The organism is Caulobacter flavus (assembly GCF_003722335.1).
GTDB lineage: Bacteria > Pseudomonadota > Alphaproteobacteria > Caulobacterales > Caulobacteraceae > Caulobacter > Caulobacter flavus.
On sequence record NZ_CP026100.1, the window covers coordinates 1884803 to 1908280 of the forward strand.

The 23478-nt window shown below is 70.4% G+C and carries 23 protein-coding genes and 1 pseudogene; 12 read left to right on the forward strand and 12 right to left on the reverse strand.

Annotation, left to right across the window (positions count from 1 at the left end):
* Nucleotides 1-2: 2 nt before the first annotated feature.
* Nucleotides 3-704, forward strand: a complete 702-nt coding sequence (locus tag C1707_RS08815; protein ID WP_101713944.1) for an aspartate/glutamate racemase family protein — start codon at nucleotides 3-5, stop codon at nucleotides 702-704.
* A 207-nt stretch (nucleotides 705-911) separates the two neighbouring features.
* On the opposite strand, the gene C1707_RS08825 is transcribed toward C1707_RS08815, so the two are convergent.
* Nucleotides 912-1571 carry a COQ9 family protein gene (locus tag C1707_RS08825; RefSeq protein ID WP_101713946.1) on the reverse strand — a complete coding sequence of 220 codons (660 nt, stop codon included), beginning with the start codon at nucleotides 1569-1571 and terminating at the stop codon, nucleotides 912-914.
* 182 nt (nucleotides 1572-1753) lie between these two features.
* Here C1707_RS08825 and rpsU point away from each other — a divergent pair, with 182 nt between their 5' ends.
* The 3 genes from rpsU to C1707_RS08835 all read left to right on the forward strand — a co-directional run bounded on the left by rpsU (nucleotide 1754) and on the right by C1707_RS08835 (nucleotide 3152).
* The gene (gene rpsU, locus C1707_RS08830; RefSeq protein WP_081612876.1) at nucleotides 1754-1987 is read left to right on the forward strand and encodes a 30S ribosomal protein S21; all 234 of its coding nucleotides are present in this window, start codon (nucleotides 1754-1756) and stop codon (nucleotides 1985-1987) included.
* Between the two features lie 173 nt (nucleotides 1988-2160).
* On the forward strand, nucleotides 2161-2358 hold the full coding sequence (locus tag C1707_RS26070; protein ID WP_164467312.1) for a hypothetical protein: 198 nt from the start codon (nucleotides 2161-2163) through the stop codon (nucleotides 2356-2358).
* Nucleotides 2355-3152 carry a DUF72 domain-containing protein gene (locus C1707_RS08835; RefSeq protein WP_101713947.1) on the forward strand — a complete coding sequence of 266 codons (798 nt, stop codon included), beginning with the start codon at nucleotides 2355-2357 and terminating at the stop codon, nucleotides 3150-3152. The genes C1707_RS26070 and C1707_RS08835 overlap by 4 nt, the downstream gene beginning before the upstream one ends.
* A 176-nt stretch (nucleotides 3153-3328) precedes the next feature.
* Here the strand turns inward: C1707_RS08835 and C1707_RS08840 are convergent, their stop codons facing one another.
* Complete coding sequence (locus C1707_RS08840; RefSeq protein WP_101713948.1) at nucleotides 3329-4069, reverse strand: tetratricopeptide repeat protein; 741 nt, start codon at nucleotides 4067-4069, stop codon at nucleotides 3329-3331.
* 282 nt (nucleotides 4070-4351) lie between these two features.
* Here C1707_RS08840 and C1707_RS08845 point away from each other — a divergent pair, with 282 nt between their 5' ends.
* A complete protein-coding gene (locus C1707_RS08845) occupies nucleotides 4352-7270 on the forward strand; it encodes a TonB-dependent receptor (RefSeq protein WP_101713949.1) in 2919 nt (972 codons plus the stop codon).
* Between the two features lie 103 nt (nucleotides 7271-7373).
* On the forward strand, nucleotides 7374-9071 hold the full coding sequence (locus C1707_RS08850; RefSeq protein ID WP_101713950.1) for a glycoside hydrolase family 9 protein: 1698 nt from the start codon (nucleotides 7374-7376) through the stop codon (nucleotides 9069-9071).
* Nucleotides 9072-9093: 22 nt separating this feature from the next.
* Here the strand turns inward: C1707_RS08850 and pth are convergent, their stop codons facing one another.
* From pth to lgt, 7 genes are all read right to left on the reverse strand, one after another.
* Nucleotides 9094-9708 carry an aminoacyl-tRNA hydrolase gene (pth, locus tag C1707_RS08855; RefSeq protein WP_101713951.1) on the reverse strand — a complete coding sequence of 205 codons (615 nt, stop codon included), beginning with the start codon at nucleotides 9706-9708 and terminating at the stop codon, nucleotides 9094-9096.
* 119 nt (nucleotides 9709-9827) lie between these two features.
* Entirely contained in the window at nucleotides 9828-10427 is a 600-nt protein-coding gene (locus tag C1707_RS08860; protein ID WP_101713952.1) for a 50S ribosomal protein L25/general stress protein Ctc, read from the reverse strand.
* Between the two features lie 160 nt (nucleotides 10428-10587).
* Nucleotides 10588-11709, reverse strand: coding sequence for a hypothetical protein (locus C1707_RS08865; RefSeq protein WP_101713953.1), 1122 nt, complete (start codon nucleotides 11707-11709; stop codon nucleotides 10588-10590).
* A 336-nt stretch (nucleotides 11710-12045) separates the two neighbouring features.
* Nucleotides 12046-12984, reverse strand: a complete 939-nt coding sequence (locus tag C1707_RS08870) for a ribose-phosphate pyrophosphokinase (RefSeq protein WP_101713954.1) — start codon at nucleotides 12982-12984, stop codon at nucleotides 12046-12048.
* Nucleotides 12985-13375: 391 nt separating this feature from the next.
* On the reverse strand, nucleotides 13376-14161 hold the full coding sequence (pgeF, locus tag C1707_RS08875) for a peptidoglycan editing factor PgeF (RefSeq protein WP_101713955.1): 786 nt from the start codon (nucleotides 14159-14161) through the stop codon (nucleotides 13376-13378).
* On the reverse strand, nucleotides 14158-15345 hold the full coding sequence (locus C1707_RS08880) for a class I SAM-dependent methyltransferase (protein ID WP_240633895.1): 1188 nt from the start codon (nucleotides 15343-15345) through the stop codon (nucleotides 14158-14160). The genes pgeF and C1707_RS08880 overlap by 4 nt, the downstream gene beginning before the upstream one ends.
* Nucleotides 15342-16205 carry a prolipoprotein diacylglyceryl transferase gene (gene lgt / locus C1707_RS08885; RefSeq protein ID WP_101713956.1) on the reverse strand — a complete coding sequence of 288 codons (864 nt, stop codon included), beginning with the start codon at nucleotides 16203-16205 and terminating at the stop codon, nucleotides 15342-15344. The genes C1707_RS08880 and lgt overlap by 4 nt, the downstream gene beginning before the upstream one ends.
* Nucleotides 16206-16435: 230 nt before the next feature.
* On the opposite strand from lgt, the gene C1707_RS08890 reads away from it, so the two are divergent.
* Both C1707_RS08890 and C1707_RS08895 read left to right on the forward strand, forming a co-directional pair.
* Complete coding sequence (locus C1707_RS08890; protein WP_101713957.1) at nucleotides 16436-16723, forward strand: accessory factor UbiK family protein; 288 nt, start codon at nucleotides 16436-16438, stop codon at nucleotides 16721-16723.
* 130 nt (nucleotides 16724-16853) lie between these two features.
* Nucleotides 16854-17357, forward strand: coding sequence for a type III secretion system chaperone family protein (locus C1707_RS08895; RefSeq protein ID WP_101713958.1), 504 nt, complete (start codon nucleotides 16854-16856; stop codon nucleotides 17355-17357).
* Nucleotides 17358-17491: 134 nt separating this feature from the next.
* On the opposite strand, the gene C1707_RS08900 is transcribed toward C1707_RS08895, so the two are convergent.
* Complete coding sequence (locus C1707_RS08900) at nucleotides 17492-18952, reverse strand: tetratricopeptide repeat protein (protein WP_164467313.1); 1461 nt, start codon at nucleotides 18950-18952, stop codon at nucleotides 17492-17494.
* A gap of 91 nt (nucleotides 18953-19043) precedes the next feature.
* On the opposite strand from C1707_RS08900, the gene proC reads away from it, so the two are divergent.
* Nucleotides 19044-19826, forward strand: coding sequence for a pyrroline-5-carboxylate reductase (proC, locus tag C1707_RS08905; protein WP_101713960.1), 783 nt, complete (start codon nucleotides 19044-19046; stop codon nucleotides 19824-19826).
* A gap of 166 nt (nucleotides 19827-19992) precedes the next feature.
* On the opposite strand, the gene C1707_RS08910 is transcribed toward proC, so the two are convergent.
* Nucleotides 19993-20988 (reverse strand): alpha/beta hydrolase, encoded by a 996-nt coding sequence (locus C1707_RS08910; RefSeq protein ID WP_101713961.1) that lies wholly within the window; start codon nucleotides 20986-20988, stop codon nucleotides 19993-19995.
* 96 nt (nucleotides 20989-21084) lie between these two features.
* Between C1707_RS08910 and C1707_RS08915 the strand changes: the two genes are divergently transcribed.
* Together C1707_RS08915 and C1707_RS08920 are read left to right on the forward strand one after the other, a co-directional pair.
* Nucleotides 21085-21396 (forward strand): hypothetical protein, encoded by a 312-nt coding sequence (locus C1707_RS08915; RefSeq protein WP_101713962.1) that lies wholly within the window; start codon nucleotides 21085-21087, stop codon nucleotides 21394-21396.
* A gap of 206 nt (nucleotides 21397-21602) precedes the next feature.
* Nucleotides 21603-22244, forward strand: coding sequence for a TetR/AcrR family transcriptional regulator (locus C1707_RS08920; RefSeq protein WP_101713963.1), 642 nt, complete (start codon nucleotides 21603-21605; stop codon nucleotides 22242-22244).
* A 9-nt stretch (nucleotides 22245-22253) separates the two neighbouring features.
* On the opposite strand, the pseudogene C1707_RS27155 reads toward C1707_RS08920, so the two are convergent.
* Nucleotides 22254-22342, reverse strand: a pseudogene (locus C1707_RS27155) (hypothetical protein); the annotation flags it as partial.
* Between the two features lie 32 nt (nucleotides 22343-22374).
* On the opposite strand from C1707_RS27155, the gene C1707_RS08925 reads away from it, so the two are divergent.
* The gene (locus tag C1707_RS08925) at nucleotides 22375-23412 is read left to right on the forward strand and encodes an alpha/beta hydrolase (RefSeq protein WP_101713964.1); all 1038 of its coding nucleotides are present in this window, start codon (nucleotides 22375-22377) and stop codon (nucleotides 23410-23412) included.
* Nucleotides 23413-23478 lie beyond the last annotated feature (66 nt).

Below are 23478 nucleotides of genomic sequence, written 5' to 3' on the forward strand. Positions count from 1 at the left end.
GCGTGGGCGGTCAGGCTGCCATCGGCTTGATCGGCGGCATGAGCTGGGAAAGCTCGGCGCATTACTATCGGCTGATCAATGAGGCGGTGCGCGAACGGCGCGGCCCGACCGCGTCGGCGCAATGCCTGATGTGGTCGTTCGACTTTTCCGAAATCGAGGCCCTGCAGCACGCCGGCCGCTGGGACGAACTGGCTGACCGCCTGGCGCAGGCCGGCAAGGCGCTGGAGCGGGCAGGGGCCGATTTCCTCGTGCTGTGCACCAACACCATGCATCGCCTGGCCGGCGAGCTGCAGGCGGCCGTCGACCTGCCGCTGCTGCACATCGCCGATCCCACCGGCGCGGCGATCCAGGCCGCCGGACTGCGCAAGGTGGGCCTGCTGGGCACGGCCTTCACCATGGAGCACGCCTTCTATCGCGGGCGGCTGGAGGAGCGGTTCGGGCTGGAGGTGCTGGTCCCGGACGCCGGCGACCGCGCCCTGGTTCACCGCGTGATCTACGAAGAGCTGGTGGCGGGCGTGGTGCGCGAGGAGTCCCGCCAGGCCTACCGCGACGTCATCGCCCGCCTGGCCGCCGCCGGCGCGCAGGGGATCATCCTGGGCTGCACCGAGATCATGCTGCTGATCGGGCAGGACGACAGCCCCGTGCCGGTGTTCGACACCACGACCCTGCACGCGCTCGCGGCGGCGGATAGGGCGCTGGGCTAGGGGAGGACCCCCTCAGTCGCTCCGCGATAGCTCCGCCAGAGGGGGAGCATCTTTCTGGCGCGGCGCCCTTAGATCCTCCCCCTCTGGGGGAGGTGGCCCGAAGGGCCGGAGGGGGGACGTTTTCAGCTTTCGAGGCGTCGGCCGACTATACAGCCACGCCCCTCTCCGTCGCCTTCGGCGACACCTCTCCCACAGGGAGAGGATCTCTCAGCTGCGCGCGTACCGCATCTTCGCCAGCGCGCTCAGGAACTCCGCCGCCAGGTTCGGCGCCTTGACCCCCGCCTTCCACTTCTCGAAGGCCATCACGCCGTCGATGCGGGCGTCCAGGTGCTTGAGAGCCGACTCGCGGCCCGAGGCCAGGTCGACCGCCAGGGTCGAGACCAGGATCCCCGACAGGATCGCGCGTTTGGAATAGTGGTTCTCGTCGGTGGCCACGTCGCCGGCCCAGCGCCACAGCTGGTCGGCGCTCTCCCACAATAGAGACAGCGCCAGCGGCACGTTCGTCGGGAAGGCCAGGAACGCGGCCCAGCGTCGCACGGCCTGGCTGTCGTGGGCGGCCGCGTCGATGCGGGCGATCACGCCCTCGCGGATCTTCTGACGGATCTTCAGGGCCGCCGGATCCAGCCTGGCCAGCGACTCCATCGCCTTGGCGTCGTGGCGGCGGGCCAGGATGGCGGCCAGGTCGCGCGGCCCTTGCGGCAGCAGAAGATCGGTTTCCCCGGGCGACAGCTGGGCCGCGGCGGCGGCGGCGCGGACCAGGCTGGCGTTCCAGCCGAGGCGCGGCGCCAGCCGCAGGGCCTCGTCCAGAACCCGTTGTTCGGCCTTGTCGGCCCAATCCTGCGTTGCTTCGGCGGCGGTCTGGCTCATGAATCCGAGTCTACACCGGTGTTTAGCGCTCGTCGCGCATGGACACGCGCCCTTCGCTCTGCTATCTGCCGCCCCTCGTCGCCCGGAAGCACCCCTTCCAGGGCGTAAGGTTTTTATTCGCCCGCCCGGCCCCTCAAGAGGGACTTGGGAAATTGGTCGGGCCGTCGAATGGAGAGTCACCCCTGGTCCAGATTTTCGTCCGCGACAACAACGTCGATCAAGCCCTGAAGGCCCTCAAGAAGAAGATGCAGCGCGAAGGCTCGTTCCGCGAGATGAAGCGCCACGTCCACTACGAAAAGCCCTCGGAAAAGCGCGCCCGTCAAAAGGCCGAAGCCGTCCGTCGCGCCCGCAAGCTGGCCCGCAAGCGCGCTCAGCGCGAAGGCCTGCTGCCGATGCCGAAGAAGGCTTCGCGTTAAGAGCGCCGTCGAGGCGCGGATCTTCGCGCCTCCGCGTTCAACGCACCCGAAAACAGACGAAACCCGCGCCGGGCGACCGGCGCGGGTTTTGTTTTGCCGTCTGCACGGAAAGTCCTCTCGACGGACCGGCGGACCTCGCCTAGGTTCGCCTCTGGAACAAGAGGGGAACGCACGTGCGGCGAGCCTGGCTTCTGGGAATGCTCTGCGCGACGGGTCTCGTCGGCGTCCTCGTCTGGCCAAAGGTCGACCGCTGGCTCGACGTCGACGTCTGCCTGGACGGCGGCGGGGTCTATATCCACGACCAGGGCCGGTGCTCCCACGACCAGGCTGAAATCGACGCCTACAAGAAGAGAAAGGCCGCAGCGCCATGACTGGACGGATTCGCATCGGCATCGGCGGCTGGACCTTCGAGCCGTGGCGCGGCCACTTCTATCCCTCCGACCTGAAGCAGAAGGAGGAGCTGGCCTATGCCAGCCGCCAGCTGACGGCGATCGAGATCAACGGCACCTACTATTCCAGCTTCAAGCCCGACAGCTGGCGCAAGTGGCGCGACGAGACGCCCGACGACTTCGTGTTCGCGGTGAAGGCCTCGCGCTTCACCACCAATCGCAAGGTGCTGGCCGAGGGGGGCGAGTCGGTCGGCAAGTTCCTCGACCAGGGCTTGACGGAGCTTGGCGAGAAGCTGGGCCCCATCCTCTGGCAGTTCATGCCGACCAAGAAGTTCGACGAGGCCGATTTCGGCGCGTTCCTGGCCCTGCTGCCCAAGGAGAAGGACGGGCTGCGCCTGCGCCACGCCGTCGAGGTGCGCAACGACACCTTCATGACCCCGGCCTTCCCGGCGCTGCTGCGCGAGCACGGCGTGGCCGGCGTCTACGCCAAGCACTTCGACTATCCGGAGTTCGCCGACGAGGCCGCCGACTTCGTCTATGCCCGCCTGCAGACGGGGTCCGACACGGTGGCCACCGCCTATCCCGAGGCCGAGCTCGACGCCTGGGCCGACCGCCTGAAGACCTGGTCGCGCGGCGAGCGCCCCGGCGACCTGCCGCGCATCGACAAGGCCTCGGCCCCGGCGGCCGCCAAGCGCGACGTCTTCGCCTTCATCATCCACGAGGGCAAGGTCAACGCGCCGCATGGGGCGATGGCGCTGATCGAGAAGGTGAAGTAGCCGCCCGCGGCGGCCCCTCGGTCGCTCCGCGAAATAGATCCTCCCCCTCTGGGGGAGGTGGCCCGAAGGGCCGGAGGGGGGACGTTTTCAGCTTTCGAGGCGTTGGAAGGTTCGCGCCAGTTCCCCCCACCGATCGCTGCGCGATCGCCTCCCCCACGGGGGGAGGTTCCTGAAAGCTAGCCCGCAGCCGCGGCCGCCGCCAAGTCCCGCCACGGACGCGCCTCGCGGCGGAAGCGCGGGTGCGTCTTGGCCAGGCGCTTGTCCAGTTCGGCGAGGGCCTCGCGGGCCTCGGCCTTGCGGCCGGTCTCGCCCAGGAAGACGGCGTAGCGGGCCATGCCCTCGAAGCCGGGCAGGTGGGCGGCGGCCCAGCGCAGCGAGACGTCGGCCTCTTCGTTGCGGCCCAGGGCTGCCTGGGCGCGGCCGAGCGCCAGAGCGGTCTGCGGCGTACGGCTTTTCTCGCCCTGCTCGCCCAGCGCTTCCAGCAGCGGCAGGGCCTGCGCCGCGCGGCCAAGCTCGATCAGGCTGTTGGCGCGCGCCAGCATCAGGGCCGGATCGTCGGCGTAATGGCCCTGCAGGGCCTGGGCGTAGATGCGCTCGGCCTCCTCGTGCTTGCCAAGACCGGTGGCGGCGGCGGCCAGGCGCGACAGGTTGGTCACGGTCGGCGCGTCCTCGGCGTCGCGGCTGGCCTCGCGGTACTCGCGCTGCGGGTCCAGCGCCTGGCGGGCGGCGGCCTTCATCTGCTGGGCCTTGCCGCCCCTCAGGAACTCCGGCGCGACGATGGCCAGCAGATAGACGATCCCGCCCAGCGGCTGGAAGGCCAGGATGATGAACAGCCAGTACATCGCCTGCCCCGAGCGCACCACGTGGACGCAGAGGGCGATCGAGAAGATCAGCGACAGGCCGAGGGCGGGGATCATCGAAAGGGTCTCCAGGAGGTCCCGGCTATGTGTGGCCCGAAGGCCTGGGCGTCAATCGCCCAGCCGCCGCAAGGTCGAGGTTTGACCGCCCCTTCCACGCGCCCCGCGCGACGCCGCCTCTTGCGCGTCAAGTCTGTGTCTGTCTAATGTCGTTATATTGCGAGACCGCAATCCACAATGTGGGAATTGTCTCCCGATGAACATAAGCAGACCGGGAAAACCGGCGCTTGGGTTGGAAACATAAGGGCGGGTCCAGCGAGGCGCCGCCGTCAGGAGGGACCTATGTCGTCGTCGTCCTTGTATGGTTCGCGTGGCCGCAGCCTGCGGGCGGGCTGTTCGCTGGTGGTCCTGATGTCGGCCGCGCTGGCGGCCGGTGCGGCGAGCGCCCAGACAACCCCTCCGCCGGCCGGCGAGACCACCGAGAACGCCGTGGAGGAGGTGATCGTCACCGGCTTCCGCGAAAGCCTGAAGAGCGCTCTGAACGTCAAGCGCCAGTCCTCGGGCGTCGTCGACGCCATCAAGGCCGAGGACATCGCCGACTTCCCCGACGCCAACCTCGCCGAGTCGATCCAGCGGGTGCCGGGCGTGTCGATCACCCGCGTGGCCGGCGAGGGCCGCACCATCACCGTGCGCGGCCTGCCGCCGAACTTCACCCGCGTGCGCATCAGCGGCATGGAGGCCCAGGCCACCAGCGGCGCCACCACCAGCGACCGCGGCGCGAACCTGGGCCGCGGCTTCGACTTCAACACCTTCGCCTCGGAGCTGTTCAGCGGCATCGCCGTGCGCAAGACCGCCCAGGCCGAGGTGATCGAAGGATCGCTGGGCGCCACTGTCGACCTGGATATCGCCCAGCCCCTCGACCAGAAGGGCCGCACCCTCGTGCTGGGGGGATCGCTGGGCTACAACGACCTTTCGGAGAAGTCCGACAAGAAGTTCTCGGCCGTGGTCGGCGACCGCTGGGACACCGCCTGGGGCGAGTTCGGGGCTCAGGCCTCGCTGGCCTGGAGCAAGCGCAAGTTCCTCGAGGACCAGTGGGGGTCGGGCGGCTGGAATCCGGCCACGGTCGACGGCGGCTTCTGTACGCCCGTGGGGCGCCCTGTGCCGAACCCCGCCTTCAACGCCGCCAACGGCACCGATGCGGCCAACTGCGCCACCGGCGTGCCGCGCCCGGCCGCCAACGACACGCTGTTCGACCTGGGCAACCGCTCGACGGTGTTCTTCCCGCGCCTGCCGCGCTACGGCCGCTTCCATCACGATCAGGAGCGCACCGGCGCCACCCTGGCCCTGCAGTGGAAGCCCAGCGACCGCACCTCGATCGGCTTTAACGCGCTCTATTCGAACTATGACGTGGTGCGCGAGGAGAACTGGCTGGAGGGCTTCTCGTTCGCCCGCGCCATCAGCCAGAACGGCAAACCCCAGACGGCCATCCGCGAGCTGATCCTGCGCGAGGCCGGCACCAGCCACACCGCTGGCGTCAACTTCGGCCAGAAGGTCTACGACGTCGACTACGCCCGCTTCGACGGCGTGGACGTGCGCTCCGACACCCAGCACGACGAGTTCCAGAACGTCTTCCAGCAATACACGCTGAACGGAAAGCACGAGCTGACCGACAACATCACGATCTCGGGCCTGCTGGGCTATTCGAAGTCGGATTACGACCAGCCGATCACCACGACGATCATGTTCCAGCGTCCCAACACGAGCATGACGATCGACTTCCGCGACGATCGCGATCAGCCGAAGATCACCCATGGCTTCGACGTCGCCGACGCCAGCCAGTACAGCTTCGCCGCGCCGAACGCCGAAGTGCGCCTGTCGCAGATCTTCACCACCAACATCTACAAGACCGCCGAGTTCAACCTCGCCTGGCGGGCGGACGAGGACCTGACGATCAAGGTCGGCGCCCACCACCACGAGTTCTCGTTCGACACCTCGGCCCGCCAGCGGTCCAACAACTTCCTGGTTCCCATCCTGACCACGGCGCAGCTGCAGGCGGTGACCAAGGTCGTCGATGGCTTCGGCGGCAACGGCATCAAGAGCGGCGTCTTCCCGTCGAGCTGGGCGACGATCGACTACGACAAGTTCGTCTCCAGCCAGAACCTCTACAGCGACAGCGGCATGTACGCCCTGATCCCCAACTACGGCGGCATCCGCCGGGTGGAGGAGAAGGTCACCTCGGCCTATCTGCAGGCCGACCTGCGCACCGAGATCGGCGGTCTGCCCGTGCGCGGCGACGTCGGTTTCCGCATCGCCCAGACCGACCTGGCGTCGCGCGGCTACCAGATCGGCGCCACGCCCCAGCAGGTGACCGCCGAGAACAGCTATCACGACGTTCTGCCGTCGCTGAACTTCGCCGTCGACCTGCGCGACGACCTGGTGGTGCGCTTCTCGGCGGCCAAGGTGGTCTCGCGTCCCGACCTGGGCTTCCTGACCCCCGGCGGCAGCCTGAACCTGACCGGCACGCCGTCGATCGCCTCGGGCAATCCCGAGCTCGACCCGATCCGCGCCACGACGGTGGACCTGGGCGCCGAATGGTACTTCGCGCCGGGCTCGGTGCTGGGCGTGGGCGTGTTCTACAAGGACATCGCCACCTACGTGCAGAACCAGTCCCAGCAGATGACCTTCCGCGAGACCGGCCTGCCGCTGTCGCTGATCGGGACCTCGGGCGTGGATCCCGACAACACCCCGATCACGGTCACCCGCCCGGTCAATACGCCCGGCGGCCCGCTGAAGGGCTTCGAGATCAACTACCAGCAGACCTTCACCTTCCTGCCGGGCTTCCTGCGCCACACCGGCGCGCTGGTGAACTACACCTATGTCGACTCCCAGATCGACTACTTCCTGGCGGCCGGCGGGGTGACCACCAACGACCTCGTGGGCCTGTCCAAGAACGCCTACAACGCCACGCTCTACTACGAGGACGCCAAGTTCAGCGCCCGTGTCTCGGCCTCGTATCGCGACAAGTCGATCGTCGCCCTGCCGGCCAACAACCCGCTGCAGGACGTCGAGGGCTACGACGCCAACCTGACCTTCGACATGGCCGCCTCGTACCAGATCAACGACCGGCTGAAGCTGTCGCTGGAGGGTCTGAACATCTTCGACCGCTTCAACCGGCAGTACATCGACTCCGACCGCGACAGCACCTTCGTCTATACCCACACCGGCCGGCAGTTTAACCTCGGCCTGCAGTACCGGTTCTAGGATCAGGCGGGGGCGAGCGCCTGCGCTCGCCCCTCTTGCATCATTGCGCCGGCGCTCCACCGGTGATTGTCTCCGTGCGCCAGCAGGCAGTTCCGGGGGCCGCATGTCGAACGCTCGCAAGGGGATCACCCGTCGCCAGGCCGCAGGCTGCGCCCTCGGCCTTCTGGCGACGGCCAGGGCGGGCGCGGTCACGGCCGCTCCGGCGCTCTCGGCGCCGCCCCCGCAACTGAACCAGGTCGGATACCGGCCAGGCTCGCCCAAGCGGTTCGTCCTGGCCGTCGCGCCCGGCGAGACCGCGCGGGCCTTCACGGTCGAGACCCTGCTGGGCAAGCCGGTGTTCACCGGCGAACTGGGCGAGACAGTCCACGACCTGACGGTCACCGCCGGCGAGCATGCCCGGACAGGCGACTTCTCGGCCCTGACCACGCCCGGCCGCTACCGCGTCAAGGTCGGCGACCGGGTCTCGGCCCCCTTCGGCGTGGCCGAGGGGCTGTACGGGCCGCTGGTCCGCGACGCCGCCCGCGCCTTCTTCCTGATCCGCGCGAGCGTGGCGATCGACGATCCGGTGACCGGCCTGGGTCACGCGGCCGGCCATCGCGACGAGGCCGCCCTGATGGTCGACGGCCAGGCCCGCGACCTGAGCGGGGGTTGGTACAACGCCGGCGACTACGGCAAGTGGACCCACATGGCGGCGATCAGCGTCAGCCAGATGATGTGGCTGCACGAGCTGCGCCCTCGCCAGAGCAAGGCCCTGGAGCTGGGGATGCCGGCGCTCTATCCGGGGCTGCCCGACCTGTTGCAGCAGGCGCGCTGGGGCCTGGAATGGCTGCTGCGGATGCAGAACCCGGACGGCTCGGTGCTGCACAAGGTCGACTCCGGACCCAACGTCTACGCCTGGGGCCAGCCGCCCGAGGGCGATCCTCACCCGCGCGTGGTCCAGCTGGGCGGAAGCCTGGACGCGGGCGTGTTCGTCGGCGCGACGATGCAGGCCGCCCGGGTCTTCGACGGGCTGGACCACGCCTTCGCCGTGCGTTGCCGGGCCGCCGCCCAGCGCGCGTGGTCCTGGCTGGAGGCCCATCCCAAGGTCATGCGCGACGACGTCAACTACACCGACCCCGATCCGCGCCAGGAGATCCTGTGGGCGACCTGCGAGATGGCGGCGGCCACGGGCGACGCCGCCCTGGGCGTCCGGGCGTCCGCGCAGCTTCGGGCCACGGGCGTCTTTCCGTTCTTCTGGCCCTCGCCCCAGGTGCTGGGCGCCATGAGCCTGGCGCGTGGATCGGGCGAGCCGGCCGCGAGGGCGCGCGCGACGATCGTCGAGACGGCCAAGGCCGCCGCGCTCCACGTGCGGGAGGACCCCTATGGCTTCTCGGTGCTGCCCCAGGCCTACAGCTGGGGCTCGGTGGAGGTGGCGCTCAACACCGCCGTCATCTGCCTGTTCGCCGCCGAACTGGGCGAGGCGTCCGGCCGCGACACGGCCCAGCGCCTGCTGGACTACGTGCTCGGCTGCAACGCCCTGGGCCATTCCTTCGTCACTGGCCATGGCGAGCGCGCCACGCGCCGGCCCTATCACTGGACCTGCCGGGTCTGGGGCCTCGTCATCCCGGGCTGGGCCAGCGGCGGCCCCAACGGCGGCGCGCCCGGCGCCGATCCGCGACTGAAGGCCCTGATCGACGCGGGGACGCCCCCGGCCAAGTGCTTCGTCGACGCCTGCGAGAACGACGGCTCCTGGGCCTCGAACGAAGGCCAGACCAGCGAGAACGCGGCGCTGCTGCTGGCCGCGGGCCTGCTGGGCTGGTGAGGCCGCCCGCGAGGCGCGGGAACTACTCCCCGCGCGGCTTCTTCGGGTCGGCCTTGGGGGAGGGGGCCAGGCGCAGCACCTCGGCCTGGTAGCGCTCGTCGTCGCCGGCGGCGGCGAAGGGCAGGGCGTCGGTCACCGCGTCCAGCAGCGGGTCCAGCCACTGGTGCTCGACCTTGTGGAAGTCGCCCAGCACGTAGTGCATGACCATGGCCTTGTCGCCGGGATGGCCCACGCCGATGCGGCCGCGACGGAAGGCGTCGCCGATCTGGCTGGTCACCGAGCGGATGCCGTTGTTGCCCGCCGCCCCGCCGCCGGCCTTCATCCGGAAGCGGCCCGGCGCCATGTCGATCTCGTCGTGGAAGACGATGACGTCGGCGGGCGACAGCTTGAAGAACTTCATCGCCTCGCCCACGGCGCGGCCGGCTTCGTTGTAGTAGGTCTTGGGCTTGAGCAGCAGCAGCTTGACCGGGCCGTCCGGGGTGTCGACCTGGCCCTCGCAGGCCAGGCCCTGGAAGCGCGCGCGCCAGGGCGCCGTGCCCCACTTCCGCGCGATGGCGTCCACGGCCATGAAGCCGACGTTGTGGCGGTTCTTCTCGTATTTGGCTTCGGGATTGCCGAGGCCGGCGAGGATCAGCATGGGCGGTCCCTTGTTGGCGCGGCTAGGCCGTGCGTCCTTCGAGGCTCGGCCTCAAATGAAAAAGGGCGGGCCCGAAAGCCCGCCCTCATCAAACCGGATCGGAAATCCGACCGAGCGGATTAGCCTTCGACGGTGGTGTCGCCGGCGTCCGACTGGGCCGAGGCCGAGGCCTTCAGGGTCGCGATCACGAAGTCGCGCTCGACGGCCGGCTTCACGCCTTCCGGCAGCTTCACTTCCGAGATGCGGATGGTGTCGCCCAGGTCGTGCGAGGCCAGGTCGATGACCAGCTCTTCCGGGATCTGGTCGGCCGGGCAGGCCAGCTCGACGGTGTGACGGATGACTTCCAGCGAGCCGCCCTTCTTCAGGCCGATCGAGGTTTCGTGGTTCTTGAAGTGAACCGGAACTTCGATCTTGATCAGCTGGTGCTCGCTGACGCGGTACAGGTCGAAGTGGATCGGCTCGTCCGTGACCGGGTGGAACTGGATCGACTTGGCGATGACCGATTGCTTGTCCTCGCCGTGCTGCAGCGTGACCAGGTGGCCGAGCAGCTTGCCGGTGTAGAGGGCCTTGCGGAATTCGTTGGACTTCACCGCGACGTTCACGGGGTCCTTGTCGCCGCCGTACAGGACGCCCGGGACCAGGCCGGCGCGGCGGGTTTCGCGAGCGCCGCCGGTGCCGGCGCGTTCACGGATTTCGACTTTCAGGATGATCTCGGCCATGTCTGTTCTCTCTTGAGGGCCCATGCCCTCGGAATGCGAAATCGCCGCACAGGACCGGATTGCCCCGCTCGGTCGACGTTTTCAGGAGGGCGCCCAATACACGAAGAGGGCCGCCGGTGCAATCCGGCGGCCCTCTCGCTGTCAGCCGGGGAAGGCTGGGTCAGGCTTTCTTCTTCTTCACGGCCGCGGGCTTGGCGGTCGTCTTCTTCTTGGCGGTCGGCTTTTCCGGCGGCGGGGGCGGCGGGGGCTCGTACGGCATCGGGGCGCCCGAGGCCTTGATGACGCAGGCGCCGGTGTCGATCATGACGTGCTGGCCCAGGCAGAAGATGTCCTCGTAGTGCGGCTTGGAGACGGCCAGGCACTGATAGAGGTTCAGCTTGGCCATGTTCAGGCACGAGGCGCTGCTGGGTTCGGCCATGATGGCGTCGATGGTCGGCAGGTTGTCGTCGCCGGCCGCGCCCAGGGCGGCCAGGGCGGCCACGGCCAGGCTGCGGATGACCAGCGGGCGGTAGGGCGGCGGGGCCGAGCGCGGGCCGGCCGGGGCGGCGGTCGTGTCCAGCGCGGCGTCGATGCTGGCGGCCGGCGCGGGGGGCGGGGCCGGCGGGGCCGCGACGGTGGTCAGGGCGGCCTGCTGCAGCTGGGCGACGTCGGCGGTGTCGGCCAGGGCCGGGGTCGCCGAGGCGCTCTTGGCGTAGGCCAGGCGCGCGTCGCGCTCGGTGACGAAGCCCTTGGACCAGGCCACGCGCTGCACGTCGTAGGCGGCCTGCTTCACCTTCTTGCCGGCCTGGTAGACCTTGAGGCCGTCGGCGCCGAGGGTGTCGATGATGCGGGCGGCGGCGGTGTCGCTGCCCTTGAAGCCCACCGCATAGGCCGGATCGGCGGTCAGCGCGGCGATCACCTGCTGGCGCTGGGCCGGATCGGCGGCGAAGGCGCGCACCGACGAGACGAAGGTCGGGTCCTGCAGGGCCAGCACCGCGCCGTACGACATGGCGCCGCTGAGGAAATGCTTCTGCTCGTAGCCGACGCCGACCTTCAGCGAGGCCTGGATCTGGTCGCCGTTCTGGAAGTTGGCGTCGATCGCCCCGGCGCGCTGCATGTAGCCGCGGAAGGCGCTGGCGCGCTCGACCACCTTGCTCGACAGGGTGATGGGCGGCGGGGGCGGCGGGGCCTTGACCACGGGCGGGGGCGGCGCGGCGGGCGGGGTGGAGCAGCTGGCCAGGATCGAGGCCGCGGCGAGCGCGACGGCCGTGATAGCGGCGCGCGGACGCAGGTTGAGAAACATGCTGACGACTTCCCCGTATGACTGGAGCCGGCTTAACATCGCCGACGGGCGACATTGTGACAGTCAGTCCGTTAACCAGACTTTGACAAGCGGGACTATGTCGCGATTTCCGCGAGAGCGCGGATTCCGTTGGATATTTCGCCGACGGAAAATGTGGCGCCTATGTGGCGAGGCGCTCGCGGGTGTTAACGGCGGGGCCTTCGCGAGAATGGCCCTCATAACCGCAAAACCCCCGCGAAAGCGGGGGCCTAGGCTTTTTCCGGAACGCGAGGGCGCTCGACGACAAAACACCTGGGTCCCCGCTTTCGCGGGGATTTTACGGTGGAGGAAATCGGATCAGTCGAACAGCTTCGACACCGACTCTTCGTTGGCGATGCGGCGGATGGCCTCGCCGATCAGCGGGGCGCACGAGACGTAGCGGATCTTCGGGCAGGCCTTGGTGGTGTCGGAGGCCTCGATGGAGTCGGTGACCACCAGCTCGGTCAGCACCGAATTGGCCACGCGCTCGGCGGCCGCGCCCGACAGCACGCCGTGGGTGACGTAGGCGCTGACCGAGACGGCGCCGTGGTTGATCAGGGCCTGGGCGGCGTTGCACAGGGTGCCGGCGGAGTCGGCGATGTCGTCGAACAGGATGCAGCGGCGGCCTTGCACGTCGCCGATGATGTTCATCACTTCCGACTGGCCCGGGCCCGAGCGGCGCTTGTCGACGATGGCGAGGTCGGCGTCGTCCAGGCGCTTGGCCAGGGCGCGGGCGCGCACCACGCCGCCGACGTCCGGCGAGACGACCATCAGGTCGTCGCCCAGCGGGTAGTTCTTGATGATGTCGTCGGCCAGCAGGCGCGAGGGCAGCAGGTTGTCGGTCGGGATGTCGAAGAAGCCCTGGATCTGGCCGGCGTGCAGATCCATCGTCAGCACGCGGTCGGCGCCCGAGCGGGTGATCAGGTTGGCCACCAGCTTGGCCGAGATCGGGGTGCGGCCGCCGGTCTTGCGGTCCTGGCGGGCGTAGCCGAAGTAGGGCAGCACCGCGGTGATCCGCTTGCCCGAAGCCCGCTTCAGGGCGTCGATGCAGATCAGCAGCTCCATCAGGTTGTCGTTGGCCGGGTAGCTCGTCGACTGGATCACGAACACGTCCTCGCCGCGGACGTTCTCGTCGATGGTGACGAACACCTCGAGGTCGGCGAACCGGCGCACCTGGGCGCGGGTCAGCGGCATGTCGAGGTACTCCGCGATGGCCTGGGCCAGCGGACGGTTGGAGTTGCCGGACAGCAGCTTCATGTTGGATTCTCGGTGGGGGGACGCCGTTGCCGGGCCTTCTAGCAGCGATCCGCCCCGGGGCAACCCGCTTATGGCCAGAGGTTGCGCTTCGTGAACGTTTCGTGTCGTTGAGGCCGCAGGGTGCGCCTCGAGGAACCTCCCCCCCGTGGGGGAGGTGTCGGCGAAGCCGACGGTGGGGGGGAGTGGCTGCAGCGTCGGCCAACGCGGCGGCGGCTGAAAACGTCCCCCCAACCGGTCTTCGGCCGCCTCCCCCAAGGGGGGACTGTTGCGAAATTCGGAACGTCGAAGAACAGACCAGAATCTGTTCGAGAACAGTTCGGAATCAAAAGGGGAAAGTCGTTCTCGTTTTACCCCATTATGCAACGATCCCCCAAGGGGGGAGGTTCTCAGATCACCCCTCCAGCATGATCGCCGACAGCAGCCGGCCATAGTCCTTCTGGCCGTTCAGCACGGCGCGGCGGTTGGAGAAGAAGTGCTCGCCCTCGGCGCAGGTGTCGCGGCCGACCCATTCGCGGCGTTCGACGCCGGCGGTCTCGATGCGGTCGAGCACGAAGGCGGGCAGGTCGAAGTAGCGCTTGTCGTCGCTCTTGCCGGGCTTGAAGAACCGCCTGGAGCCGGGGCAGTCGGCCTCGAACCTCTGCATGAACTCCAGCCCGACCTCGTAGGAGTCCGGGCCGATGCAGGGGCCGACGGCGGCGACCATGCGGTCGGGGCGCGCGCCCAGCTCGACCATGGAGTCGACGGCGGCCTGCACCACCCCGTCCAGCGCCCCGCGCCAGCCGGCGTGGGCGGCGGCCACCACGCGGGCCTCCGGATCGACGATCAGCACCGGGGCGCAGTCGGCGTGCAGCGCGCCGCAGACCACGCCCGGCGTCTTGCTGACCACGGCGTCGCCCTGCGGCCGGGCGTCGCCCCACGAGCCGTCGGCGACGATGGCGATGGTCGAATGGATCTGGAAGCAGGTGTTGAGGTCCTCGCGCTCGACCCCGAACCAGCGCGCGGCGCGGGCCCGGTTCTCGACCACGTCGGCCGGCTCGTCCTGGCTGCCGCGGCCGACGTTGAGGCTGTCGTACAGTCCCCGCGAGACGCCGCCGTTGCGGGTGAAGAAGGCGTGGCGCAGGCCGGGCACCGACGCCAGCAGGGCAGAGTGGACGGTGGGGAGCGATGCTTTGGTCATGCCTCGTCCTCGAAGAGCGGGGGATTGAGCCCCGGCGCGCTCAGGCACGCGACCTTGAAGAGATCGCCCATCTGCGCCGCTCCGGTCAGGCGATCAAGCTGTCTTGCGAGGGTGTCGGCGCGATCGGGGCGCGCGGCCGCCAGGGCCTGGGCCCGGGCCTCGATCCCCAGGGCGCGCAGGAAGTCGCCCTGGCCGATCACCGGCGGGGCTTTCGCGCCGGCCTCGCGGGCGGCGTCCAGCACCGAGGGAAAGTCGGCCCAGACGGTCAGGTCGGCTTGGCCAGGATTGTCCAGCGGGCCTTCCTTCCGGTGGGCGCGCAGGGCCTGCAGGGTGTCGCCGGGCTCGGGACTGGCGCGGCCGTAGTCGATCAGCAGCGCCGCGCCGCCGTCGCGGGCGACGCGATGGCCGATCTCCGCGCCCAGCGCGGCCTGGGCGGGAGAGGATTCCAGGATGGAGCCGAGCGGCATGCTCCCTTCCCCCTCGATGGGGGAAGGGCTGGGGATGGGGGTGAAGGCAGTTCCGCCGGCGAGGGCGGCGCGGTGTCGAGCGCCGTAATCACCCCCACCCCCGACCCCTCCCCCATCGAGGGGGAGGGGGGATAGCTTTCTGAGCCCGAACGCCAGTTCGCCGGCCTCATTCAGGCCCACGACCCGCTCGGCCCAGCCGTCGGCGGTCTTCACGAACTGTCGCGCCGGCAGGCAGTCGAGCAGTTCGTTGGCGAGCAGCAGCAGCGGGGCCTCGGCCGGCACCTCTTCCAATCGTCCGGCCCATCGCACCGAGGCGCCGGCGAGCTTGGCTTCCTGCGCCGCGCGCAGCACCGGCGACACCTCGACCAGCCACAGGTCGGCGGCCTCGGCGAAGGCGGGCAGCAGGCGGGCGGCGCGCAGGATGTCGCTCATCAGGGTCCCGTCGCCGGGCCCGATCTCGACCAGTCGGAACGGCGCGGGACGGCCCATGCGGTCCCAGGTCTCCATCAGCCACAGCCCGACCAGCTCGCCGAACATCTGGCTGACGCCGGGCGCGGTGACGAAGTCGCCTTCCGAACCCAGCGCGGGCCGGTTGGCGTAGTAGCCGTCGCGCGGGTCGTGCAGGCAGCGGGTGAAGTATTCCGGGACGCTGATCGGTCCGTCCTGGGCGATCTGGGCCTTCAGACGGCCCAGCAGCGCGGGTTCTCGCAGGCTCAAGGCTGGACGGTCTCCGGCGCCGCGACCGGCTGCTTGAGGGCCTTCCACACCAGCCAGCCGCCGATCAGCAGCATCGGGGTCGACAGCATCATCCCCATGGTCAGGCCCAGGGGGAAGTCGGGCATGAAGGCGTCGGGCTGGCGCACGTTCTCCAGCGCGGCGCGGAACAGGCCGTAGCAGAGCATGAACAGGCCAGCGAGCCCGCCCCGGCGCTGCAGGAAGGCGAAGCGGTGGGTGGCCAGGCGCAGGATCAGGAACAGCAGCACGCCCTCCAGCGCCGCCTCGTACAGCTGGCTGGGGTGGCGGGCGATCTCGCCGGCCGTGCAGACCCCGCCTTCCAGCTGGCGGATGCGGTCGTTGCAGAACACCACGCCCCACGGAACGTCGGTGGTGCGGCCCCACAGCTCCCCGTTGACGAAGTTGGCCAGGCGGCCGAACAGCAGGCCAAGCGGCGCGACCGGGGCGACCAGGTCGCCGAGCTTCAGCAGGTCGATGGCGTTCTTGCGGGCGAACAGGACGATTGCCAGGCAGACGCCGATGAAGCCGCCGTGGAAGCTCATGCCGCCGTGCCAGACCTGCAGGATCTCGATCGGCCGGGTCCATATCGTCGACGGGCTGTAGAACAGGATGTAGCCGATGCGGCCGCCCAGGATGATGCCCAGGGTGATCCACAGCACCAGGTCGTCGATCTGCTCGGGCGTGGCGGTCGGCGCGCGGCCGCCCCACAGCCGGGGGGTCTTGACCAGGCGCACGGCGTAGCGCCAGCCCAGCAGGATCCCGGCCACGTAGGCCAGGGCGTACCAGCGGATCGCGAACGGGCCGAGCTGGACGAGGACGGGGTCGAATTCCGGGAAGATCACGCCGCACGGCTCCGTTCGGGACAGATGGTCGCAGGGATAGAGCGCGTCAGGCGAAAGTGTAAGCGGTTTCGCCGTCGGACGCGCTCTAACTGTAGGAAGACAGAGCCTTTTTGCCCGGTTCGGATGGAAGCCATCCGAACCGGAAAGGCTCTGACCGGTTACCCGTTCGCTTTCATCCCCCGCTCACCATATAAAGAACTGTGGGCGATTTGCGCCCGGCCGGAACGAAGATGCACAGCCAGAATCCCTTCCTCGACGAATTCGCCAAGTTCACCCAGGCCGCCATGGGCATCGCCCAGACGGCGGGCGACGAAGCCAAGACGGCTTTCCGCGCTCAGGCCGACCGCTGGGCCGCCGAGCTGGACCTGGTGCGTCGCGACGACCTCGAGGTGCTGAAGGCCCAGGTGGCCGCTCTGCAGGCCGAGGTGGCCGCGCTGAAGGCCGAGAAGGCCGCCCCCAAGCCGGCCGCCAAGAAGGCGACTCCGAAGGGCGACCAACCCGCCGAAAAGGGCGAATAAATCGTTTACCGCTCGCTCCAAGCGTGAACGCTGTTGTGGCCAAACGCGCGAAGCAGCTTAGACTCTCCTTTCGTGGGCGACACCCGGCGGGTCCCACGCCCGTCATCGCCCCCGGGGGCCAAAGGTTCTGATGGACACCCAACCCGACGACGACGTCCTGCTGGCGCTGGATCCCCTCGAGGTGGTCGAGCACGTGCTGGCCGCCGAAAACCTGACCTTCGACCGGACCGAGGACGGCGATCTCGCCTTCGCCCTGACCGGCGACTGGAAGGATTACGAGCTCTGGTTCGCCTGGCGTCCCGAGGCCGACTGCCTGCAGCTGTGCCTCTCGCTCGACCTGCGGGCGTCCAAGACCAAGCGTCCGGCCGCCTACGAGCTGCTGTCGATGATCAACCAGCGCGTCTGGCTGGGCCACTTCGAGGTCTGGACCGACGACGGCGAGGTGGTGTTCCGCCACGCCCTGGCCCTGCCGTCGGGAGAGCGCCCGACCATGGCCCAGGCTGCTTCGATGATCGACGCGGCGGTGGAAGCCGCCGACCGCTTCTACCCGGCCTTCGACTTCCTGCTGCACGGCGCCAAGACCCCGGACGAGGCCATGGCCGCCTGCATGTTCGAGACCGTCGGCCAGGCCTGACGCAAGACGCGGCGGCGGCTTTCTGGAGCGCGTTAGGCGAAAGTGTGAGCGGTTTCGCCGACTAACGCGCTCTAAATGTTTGATTTAGAGCCTTTTTAGACGCCTCAAATGATTCCACGTGAGGCTAGAAGGCCCTAGTCGGCCGCCAGGGCCGCCAGGGCCGCCAGGGCCGCCAGGGCCGCCAGCGCGCCGTCCCAGTCGCCGCGCGCGGTCTGGCGCGCCAGACGCGCCTCCGGATACCAGGGATTGGGCGACCATGCGGTCGACCAGCGCCAGTCCGAGAAGAACGGCAGCAGCACCGTCAGCTTCAATCCCAGCCCGCCGGCCAGGTGGGCGACCGAGGTGTCGATGCTGACCACCTCGTCGCAGGCCGAGGCCAGGGCGGCGGTGGCCGAAAAGTCCGTCAACTCGTCGCAGAACGCCGCCGCGCCGGCCTTGGCCAGCAGCGCCCGGTCGGCGCGATCCACGTCCTTCTGCAGGCAGACCAGGTCGCCGGCCCCGGCCAGGGCCCGCAGCAGCGCCTTCAGCGGCAGACCCCGTCCGCGCACCGCGCCGCGCGCCGGGCCGCCGGCCCAGACGATCCCGATCCTGCGCCGCGAGGGCCCCAGCCGCGCGCGCCAGGCGGCGACGGCGTCGGGATCGGCCTTCAGGTAGGGCGGGGCGGGCACGCTTTGCGGCGTCGCGCCGAACGCCAGCGGCAGGCTGGCCATGGGCGCGTAGCGGTCGGCGGCGAAGGTCGGATGCTCCTCGGCCGCGACGACCTCCAGGCGCGGGTCGACGCCGGCCAGAACCGCCGTCAGCGCCCGGGGCGCGCGCACGATCGTCCGCCCCGCCCGGTCGGCGGCCAGCGGCAGGAAGCGGGCCAGCATCAGGCTGTCGCCGAACCCCTGCTCGGCGTCGACCAGCAGGCTCCGGCCGGCGATGTCGTCCTCGCCCAGCCAAAGGCCCGGCCGGCGTCCGTCGCGGCCGGTCATCGCCCAGCGGGCCTCGTAGTCGGCCAGGCCCTGGCCCCAGTCGCCGCGCCGCAGCAGGGCCAGGCCCCGGTTGAAGCGGGCGTGCGGGCTGCCGGGGCTGGCGGCCACGGCGGCCTCGAAGTCGGGCAGGGCCTCGTCGTGGCGGTTCAGCATCGCCTTGGCGTTGCCGCGTCCGATCAGGGCCGGGACCAGGCGCGGCGCCAGCGCCAGGGCGCGGTCATAGGCGGCGATCGCCGCCTCGGGCCGGTCGGCCGCCGACAGGGCCACGGCGTAGTTGGCCCAGAGCGCGGGAAAGGCGGGGTCGAGCTTGAGGCCGCGCTCGTACTCGGCCAGGGCCTCGGCGCTTCGGCCCAGCGCCGACAGCGCGTTGCCCAGGCCCAGGCGGGCGCTGGCCGAACCCTTGTCCAGCGCCGCGGCCGAACGGTAGGCGGCATAGGCGTCGGCGGAGCGGCCCAGCGCGTCGAGCGCGTCGCCCAGGCCCAGCCAGTCGGGCAGGGTCATGCGCCCGCCGGCCTGGGCCAGCCGCCAGGCGGCGACGGCGGCGTCCAGCTCGCCCCGCCGGGCGGCGTCGCGGGCGGTTCGCAGAGCGTCGTCCGCGGCGGGGGAGGGAGCGGTGGTCATCGCCGTCGATGCTGTGGGGCAGGCCCCCGGGCTTGTCCAGAGGGGCGGCGGCGGGCTAAGCCGCCAGACCTTTGACGCGGGAGCTTCGTCCATGACCCCCATCCTTCTGCTCGGCGCCGGCCGCATGGGCGGGGCCCTGATCGAGGGCTGGCGCAGGACGGGCGCCTTTTCGCTGTCCGACCTGATCATCCGCGACCCGGCCGCCAGCCCCGAGGCCTTCCCCGGCGCGGTGGTCAATCCGCCGCTCGAGGCCCTGTCGGCGGCCAAGGTGGTGCTGCTGGCGGTCAAGCCGCAGATCTGGCGCGAGGCGGTGGCGGACGTCGTTCCGCACCTGGCCCCCGACGCCATCGTCGTCTCGATCGCCGCCGGCGTGCGCGCGGCCGACATCGCGCAGGTCTTCGGCGGCCGGCGCGTGGCGCGGGTGATGCCGACCACGGCCGTCGCCATCGGCCAGGGCGCGGCCAGCCTCTACGCCGACACGCCGGAGGCTCTGGACGCGGCCAAGGCCCTGCTGGCGCCGGTCGCCGCCACGGTCGAACTGGCCGACGAGCGCCTGATGCACGCGGCCACGGCCGTCTCGGGCTCGGCCCCGGCCTATCTCTACGCCTTCATCGAGGCGCTGGAAGCCGCCGGCGCCGGCCAGGGCCTGAGCCCCGAGGACAGCGCCCGCCTGGCCCGCGCCACCATCGCCGGCGCCGCGGCCCTGCTGGCCCAGGGCGGCGAGGAGCCGGCCGAACTGCGCAAGCAGGTCACCTCGCCGGGCGGCACCACGGCCGCGGCGCTGTCGGTGCTGATGGGCGAGGGCGGTTTCGGCGACCTGCTGCCCAAGGCCCTGGCGGCGGCGGTGAAGCGTTCGGTGGAGCTGGGGGGCTAGGTCGCAGCGCCCGCCGACCAGGATCCTCCCCCCTCTGGGGGAGGTGGCGCGAAGCGCCGGAGGGGGGACGTTTTCAGCTTGCGAGGTGATGGCCGACTATCGCGCCGCTCCCCCCACCGATCGCTCGCGCGATCGCCTCCCCCCACAGGGGGAGGTTCCCTTGACCCTAAAGCGCCGTCACGTCCACCAGCGCCTGGGGCGCCTGCCCCCGCGCCTTGGCCACGAATTCCACCGCCCGCACGATGTGGTCGGCGAACTCGCCGCCCAGCAGGCGGGTGTGGGTGGCGCCGGCCACGTGGTCGACATAGCCGTGCTGCGAGGCGCGGGCCGGGGCGGCCTGCATGTCCTTCCACTGGGCGCGCTCGCCGACGCGGGCGCCGGCGGTGACCACGGCCACCGGCCATTCGGGCCTGAACGGCGGCTCGGCGGCGGCCTGGTCCGACGCCTCGGCCCACAGCGTGACCTCGGCGGCCGAGGTGCGGTTGTGGCGGCCGTTGGCGAAGCCCCAGCGCTTTTCGGCCTTGGCGTCCGGCGGCAGGCCGATCTTGTCGCCCAGGCGCGTGTAGACCAGCGGCTTGTAGAGCCCCGTCGAGGCGCCCAGCGCCGCGGCGCGCGAGATGAACACGAACGACTTGATGAAGCCCTGGGCGCGCCGGATCTTGGCCGCTTCGGGCGTGGCGGCGTCGACCAGGACCAGGCCCGCCACCTGGCTGGGATTGCGGCCGGCGTATTCGCGCAGGCGCAGACCGGCCATCGAGTGGCCGACCAGGATGTAGGGGCCCTTCTCGCCGGAGGCGGCGACCAGCTTCTCGAAGTCGGACACGATGGCCAGGCCGTCGCGCGGCGCGGGGCCCTTGGGCGAGTAGCCCATGCCGGCGCGGTCGTAGGCGCAGGCGCGCCAGCCGGCGGCGGCCAGGGCGTCCTGGGTCGCGCCCCAGTCGGCGGCGAAGCCGAAGGCGCCGGCTTCCAGCCAGACGGTCGGGCGGTCGGCGTGCGAAGCCTCGCCCTCGCACACCAGGCGCAGGGAGCGGCCCTCGCCGATGTCGACGAAGGTTCCGCGCGGGGCCTTGTGTCCGGCCGCGGCCATCACGCCGCCCGTGGCGACGAAGGAGACGAAGAGCAGGGTGAAGGCGGCAAGGGCGCGTCCGGCGTGCTTGAGCATGGGCTTCAATGTAAGGGCGCGGGCGCGTTCGTCGAGAGCGCCCGCGACGTCGGGGCGCGGTTTCTTTTCGGCGGATCAATCCCTAGACTCCGCGCCATGCGCCGCGTGTCGTCCGCCCTGCTGTTGCTTGCCGTCCTGGCCTCGTCGGCCGGGGCCCAGACCCATGCGCGCCGCGCGTCGCCGGCGCCCGTTCCGGCGGAAGCGCCGGCCGCCAGCGCGCAAGCCGTGATCCCGCCGCCGATCCCGCTGCAGTCGCCCCGCCCGGGCGCCGATCCGGCCGCCTGCAAGGCCGTTTGCGCCAAGACCTACTACTTCTGCCGGGCCAACACCGACGACGACGGCTGCCCCGCCGAATGGGCCCGCTGCGACGCCCGCTGCAAGGCCAGCTTCGTCCGGCCGGTCAACTGACCCTCTCCCTGAAGGGAGAGGTGTCGGCGGAGCCGACGGAGAGGGGAGCAGGGCTTCTGCCATCGCAATCCCTTCCCCCTCCGGCCCTTTGGGCCACCTCCCCCAGAGGGGGAGGATCTCGTTATCCCTCTTGCTCCGCGCCCGGAACGAGGCTCAAATCCTGACGGGGCGTCACTGACGCCGCCCAACAAACGAGCCGCGCTTCGATGTCGAACATCGCCTACTTCCCCGCCATGCCGCCGCGCGAGGACAATCGCCCGGGCAAGCGCGAGCGCACCAAGACCGCCAATCGCCAGGCCATTCTCGACGCGGCCCGGCAGGTGTTCGGCGAGCTGGGCTACGACGGGGCCACGGTGCGCGACATCATCCGCCTGACCGGCCTCGCCTCGGGCACCTTCTACAACTACTACAAGTCCAAGGAGGAGGTGTTCGACGCCCTCGCCGACGACGGCGCGCGGCGCTTTCGCCCGCTGCTGCGCGTGGAGTTCGAGAAGGCCACCGACTTCGCCTCGTTCCTGCGCGGCGCCATGCGCGCCTATTTCGACTTCCTGGCCGCCGAGCACGAGACCTGGCGCGTCAATCGCCCGGCCGGCGAGACCCATCCGCAGGTGCGCGCCACCCCCGAGGTCACCGCCGTCTTCGCCGAGGTGCGCGAGGCCTTCGAGCGGGTGCTGGAGCGCGACCACGCCCCGCCGGTCGACCTCGACTACCTGACCGCCGCCTGCATCGCCGTGGCCCGCGAGGTCGGCGACAAGATGCTCGAGCGCCGCCCGATGGACACGCAGGGCGCCACGGCCTTCGCCGTCGGCCTGATCCTCGGCGGCCTGCCGGCCCTGCCCAGGCCCTGAGAACGAAACCTCGTCCTTCGACAGGCTCAGGATGAGGTTTCCACTGCCCAAGACCCGCCTGTAGCCCTCACCCTGAGCTTGTCGAAGGGCGAGGGCGGCCCCGCTGACACAAACGAGAAAGAGCCCCCGAATGGCCGACGTCCAGAAACTGGTCCTCAAGACGATCCTGTCGCTGCCCACCCCGATCCTGCGGGCGCTGAGCGGCGGGGGCGTGGTGTATCGCGGCGGGCGCACGCTGGACCCGCGCTTCCAGTTCTTCGCCAACGCGGCCAAGGGCCTGCCGTCGATGACCACCCTGTCGCCGCAGGAGGCGCGGGCGGGCAGCGCCAAGGGGCTGCTGGCGGTCTCGGGTCCGCCGGAAGTCGGCGTGCGCAACGAAAGCCTGACCATAGACGGGCCCGGCGGCCAGATCCCGATCCGCGCCTATCGCCCGGCCGAGCAGGACAGCACCGCGCCGCTGATCGTCTTCGCCCACTTCGGCGGCGGGGTGATCGGCGACCTGGAGACCTGCCACGCCTTCTGCGGGATCCTGGCGCGCGTCGCCAGGACGGCGGTGCTGTCGGTCGACTATCGTCTCGCGCCCGACCATCGCTTTCCGGCGGGCCTCGACGACGTGCTGGCCGCCTGGCGCTGGGGCCGCGACAACGCCGCCCGCTTCGGCGCGGCGCCGGGAGAGGCCGCGATCGGCGGCGACAGCATGGGCGGCAACTTCGCCGCCGTGCTGGCCCAGGAGGCCAGGCGCACGGGCGAGGCCCAGCCGGCCTTCCAGCTCCTGATCTATCCCGCCGTCGACGTGGCCAGCGAGACGCCGTCGATGGCGACCTACGCCGACAGCTATCCGCTCTCGCGCCCGATCATGGAGTGGTTCATGGGCCACTACATGGGCCCCGAGGCCGATCCGGCCGATCCGCGCCTGTCGCCCGACAAGACCCAGGACCTGTCGGGCCTGGCCCCGGCCATCGTCGTCACCGCCGGCTTCGACCCCCTGGTCGACCAGGGCGAGGCCTACGCCAAGCGGCTGATCGCGGCCGGCGTGCCCACGGTCTATCGCTGCTACGACAGCCTGGCCCACGGTTTCACCGCCTTCACCGGCGCGGTGCCGGCCGCCGATGCGGCCTGCCGCGAGATCGCGGGCCTGGTGCGGGCGCAGATCGAGGAGCGCCGATGAGGCCCTTCCCCCTTGATGGAGGAAGGGTTGGGATGGGGGTGGAGCGGCCTGTCCGTTCTGCTGTCG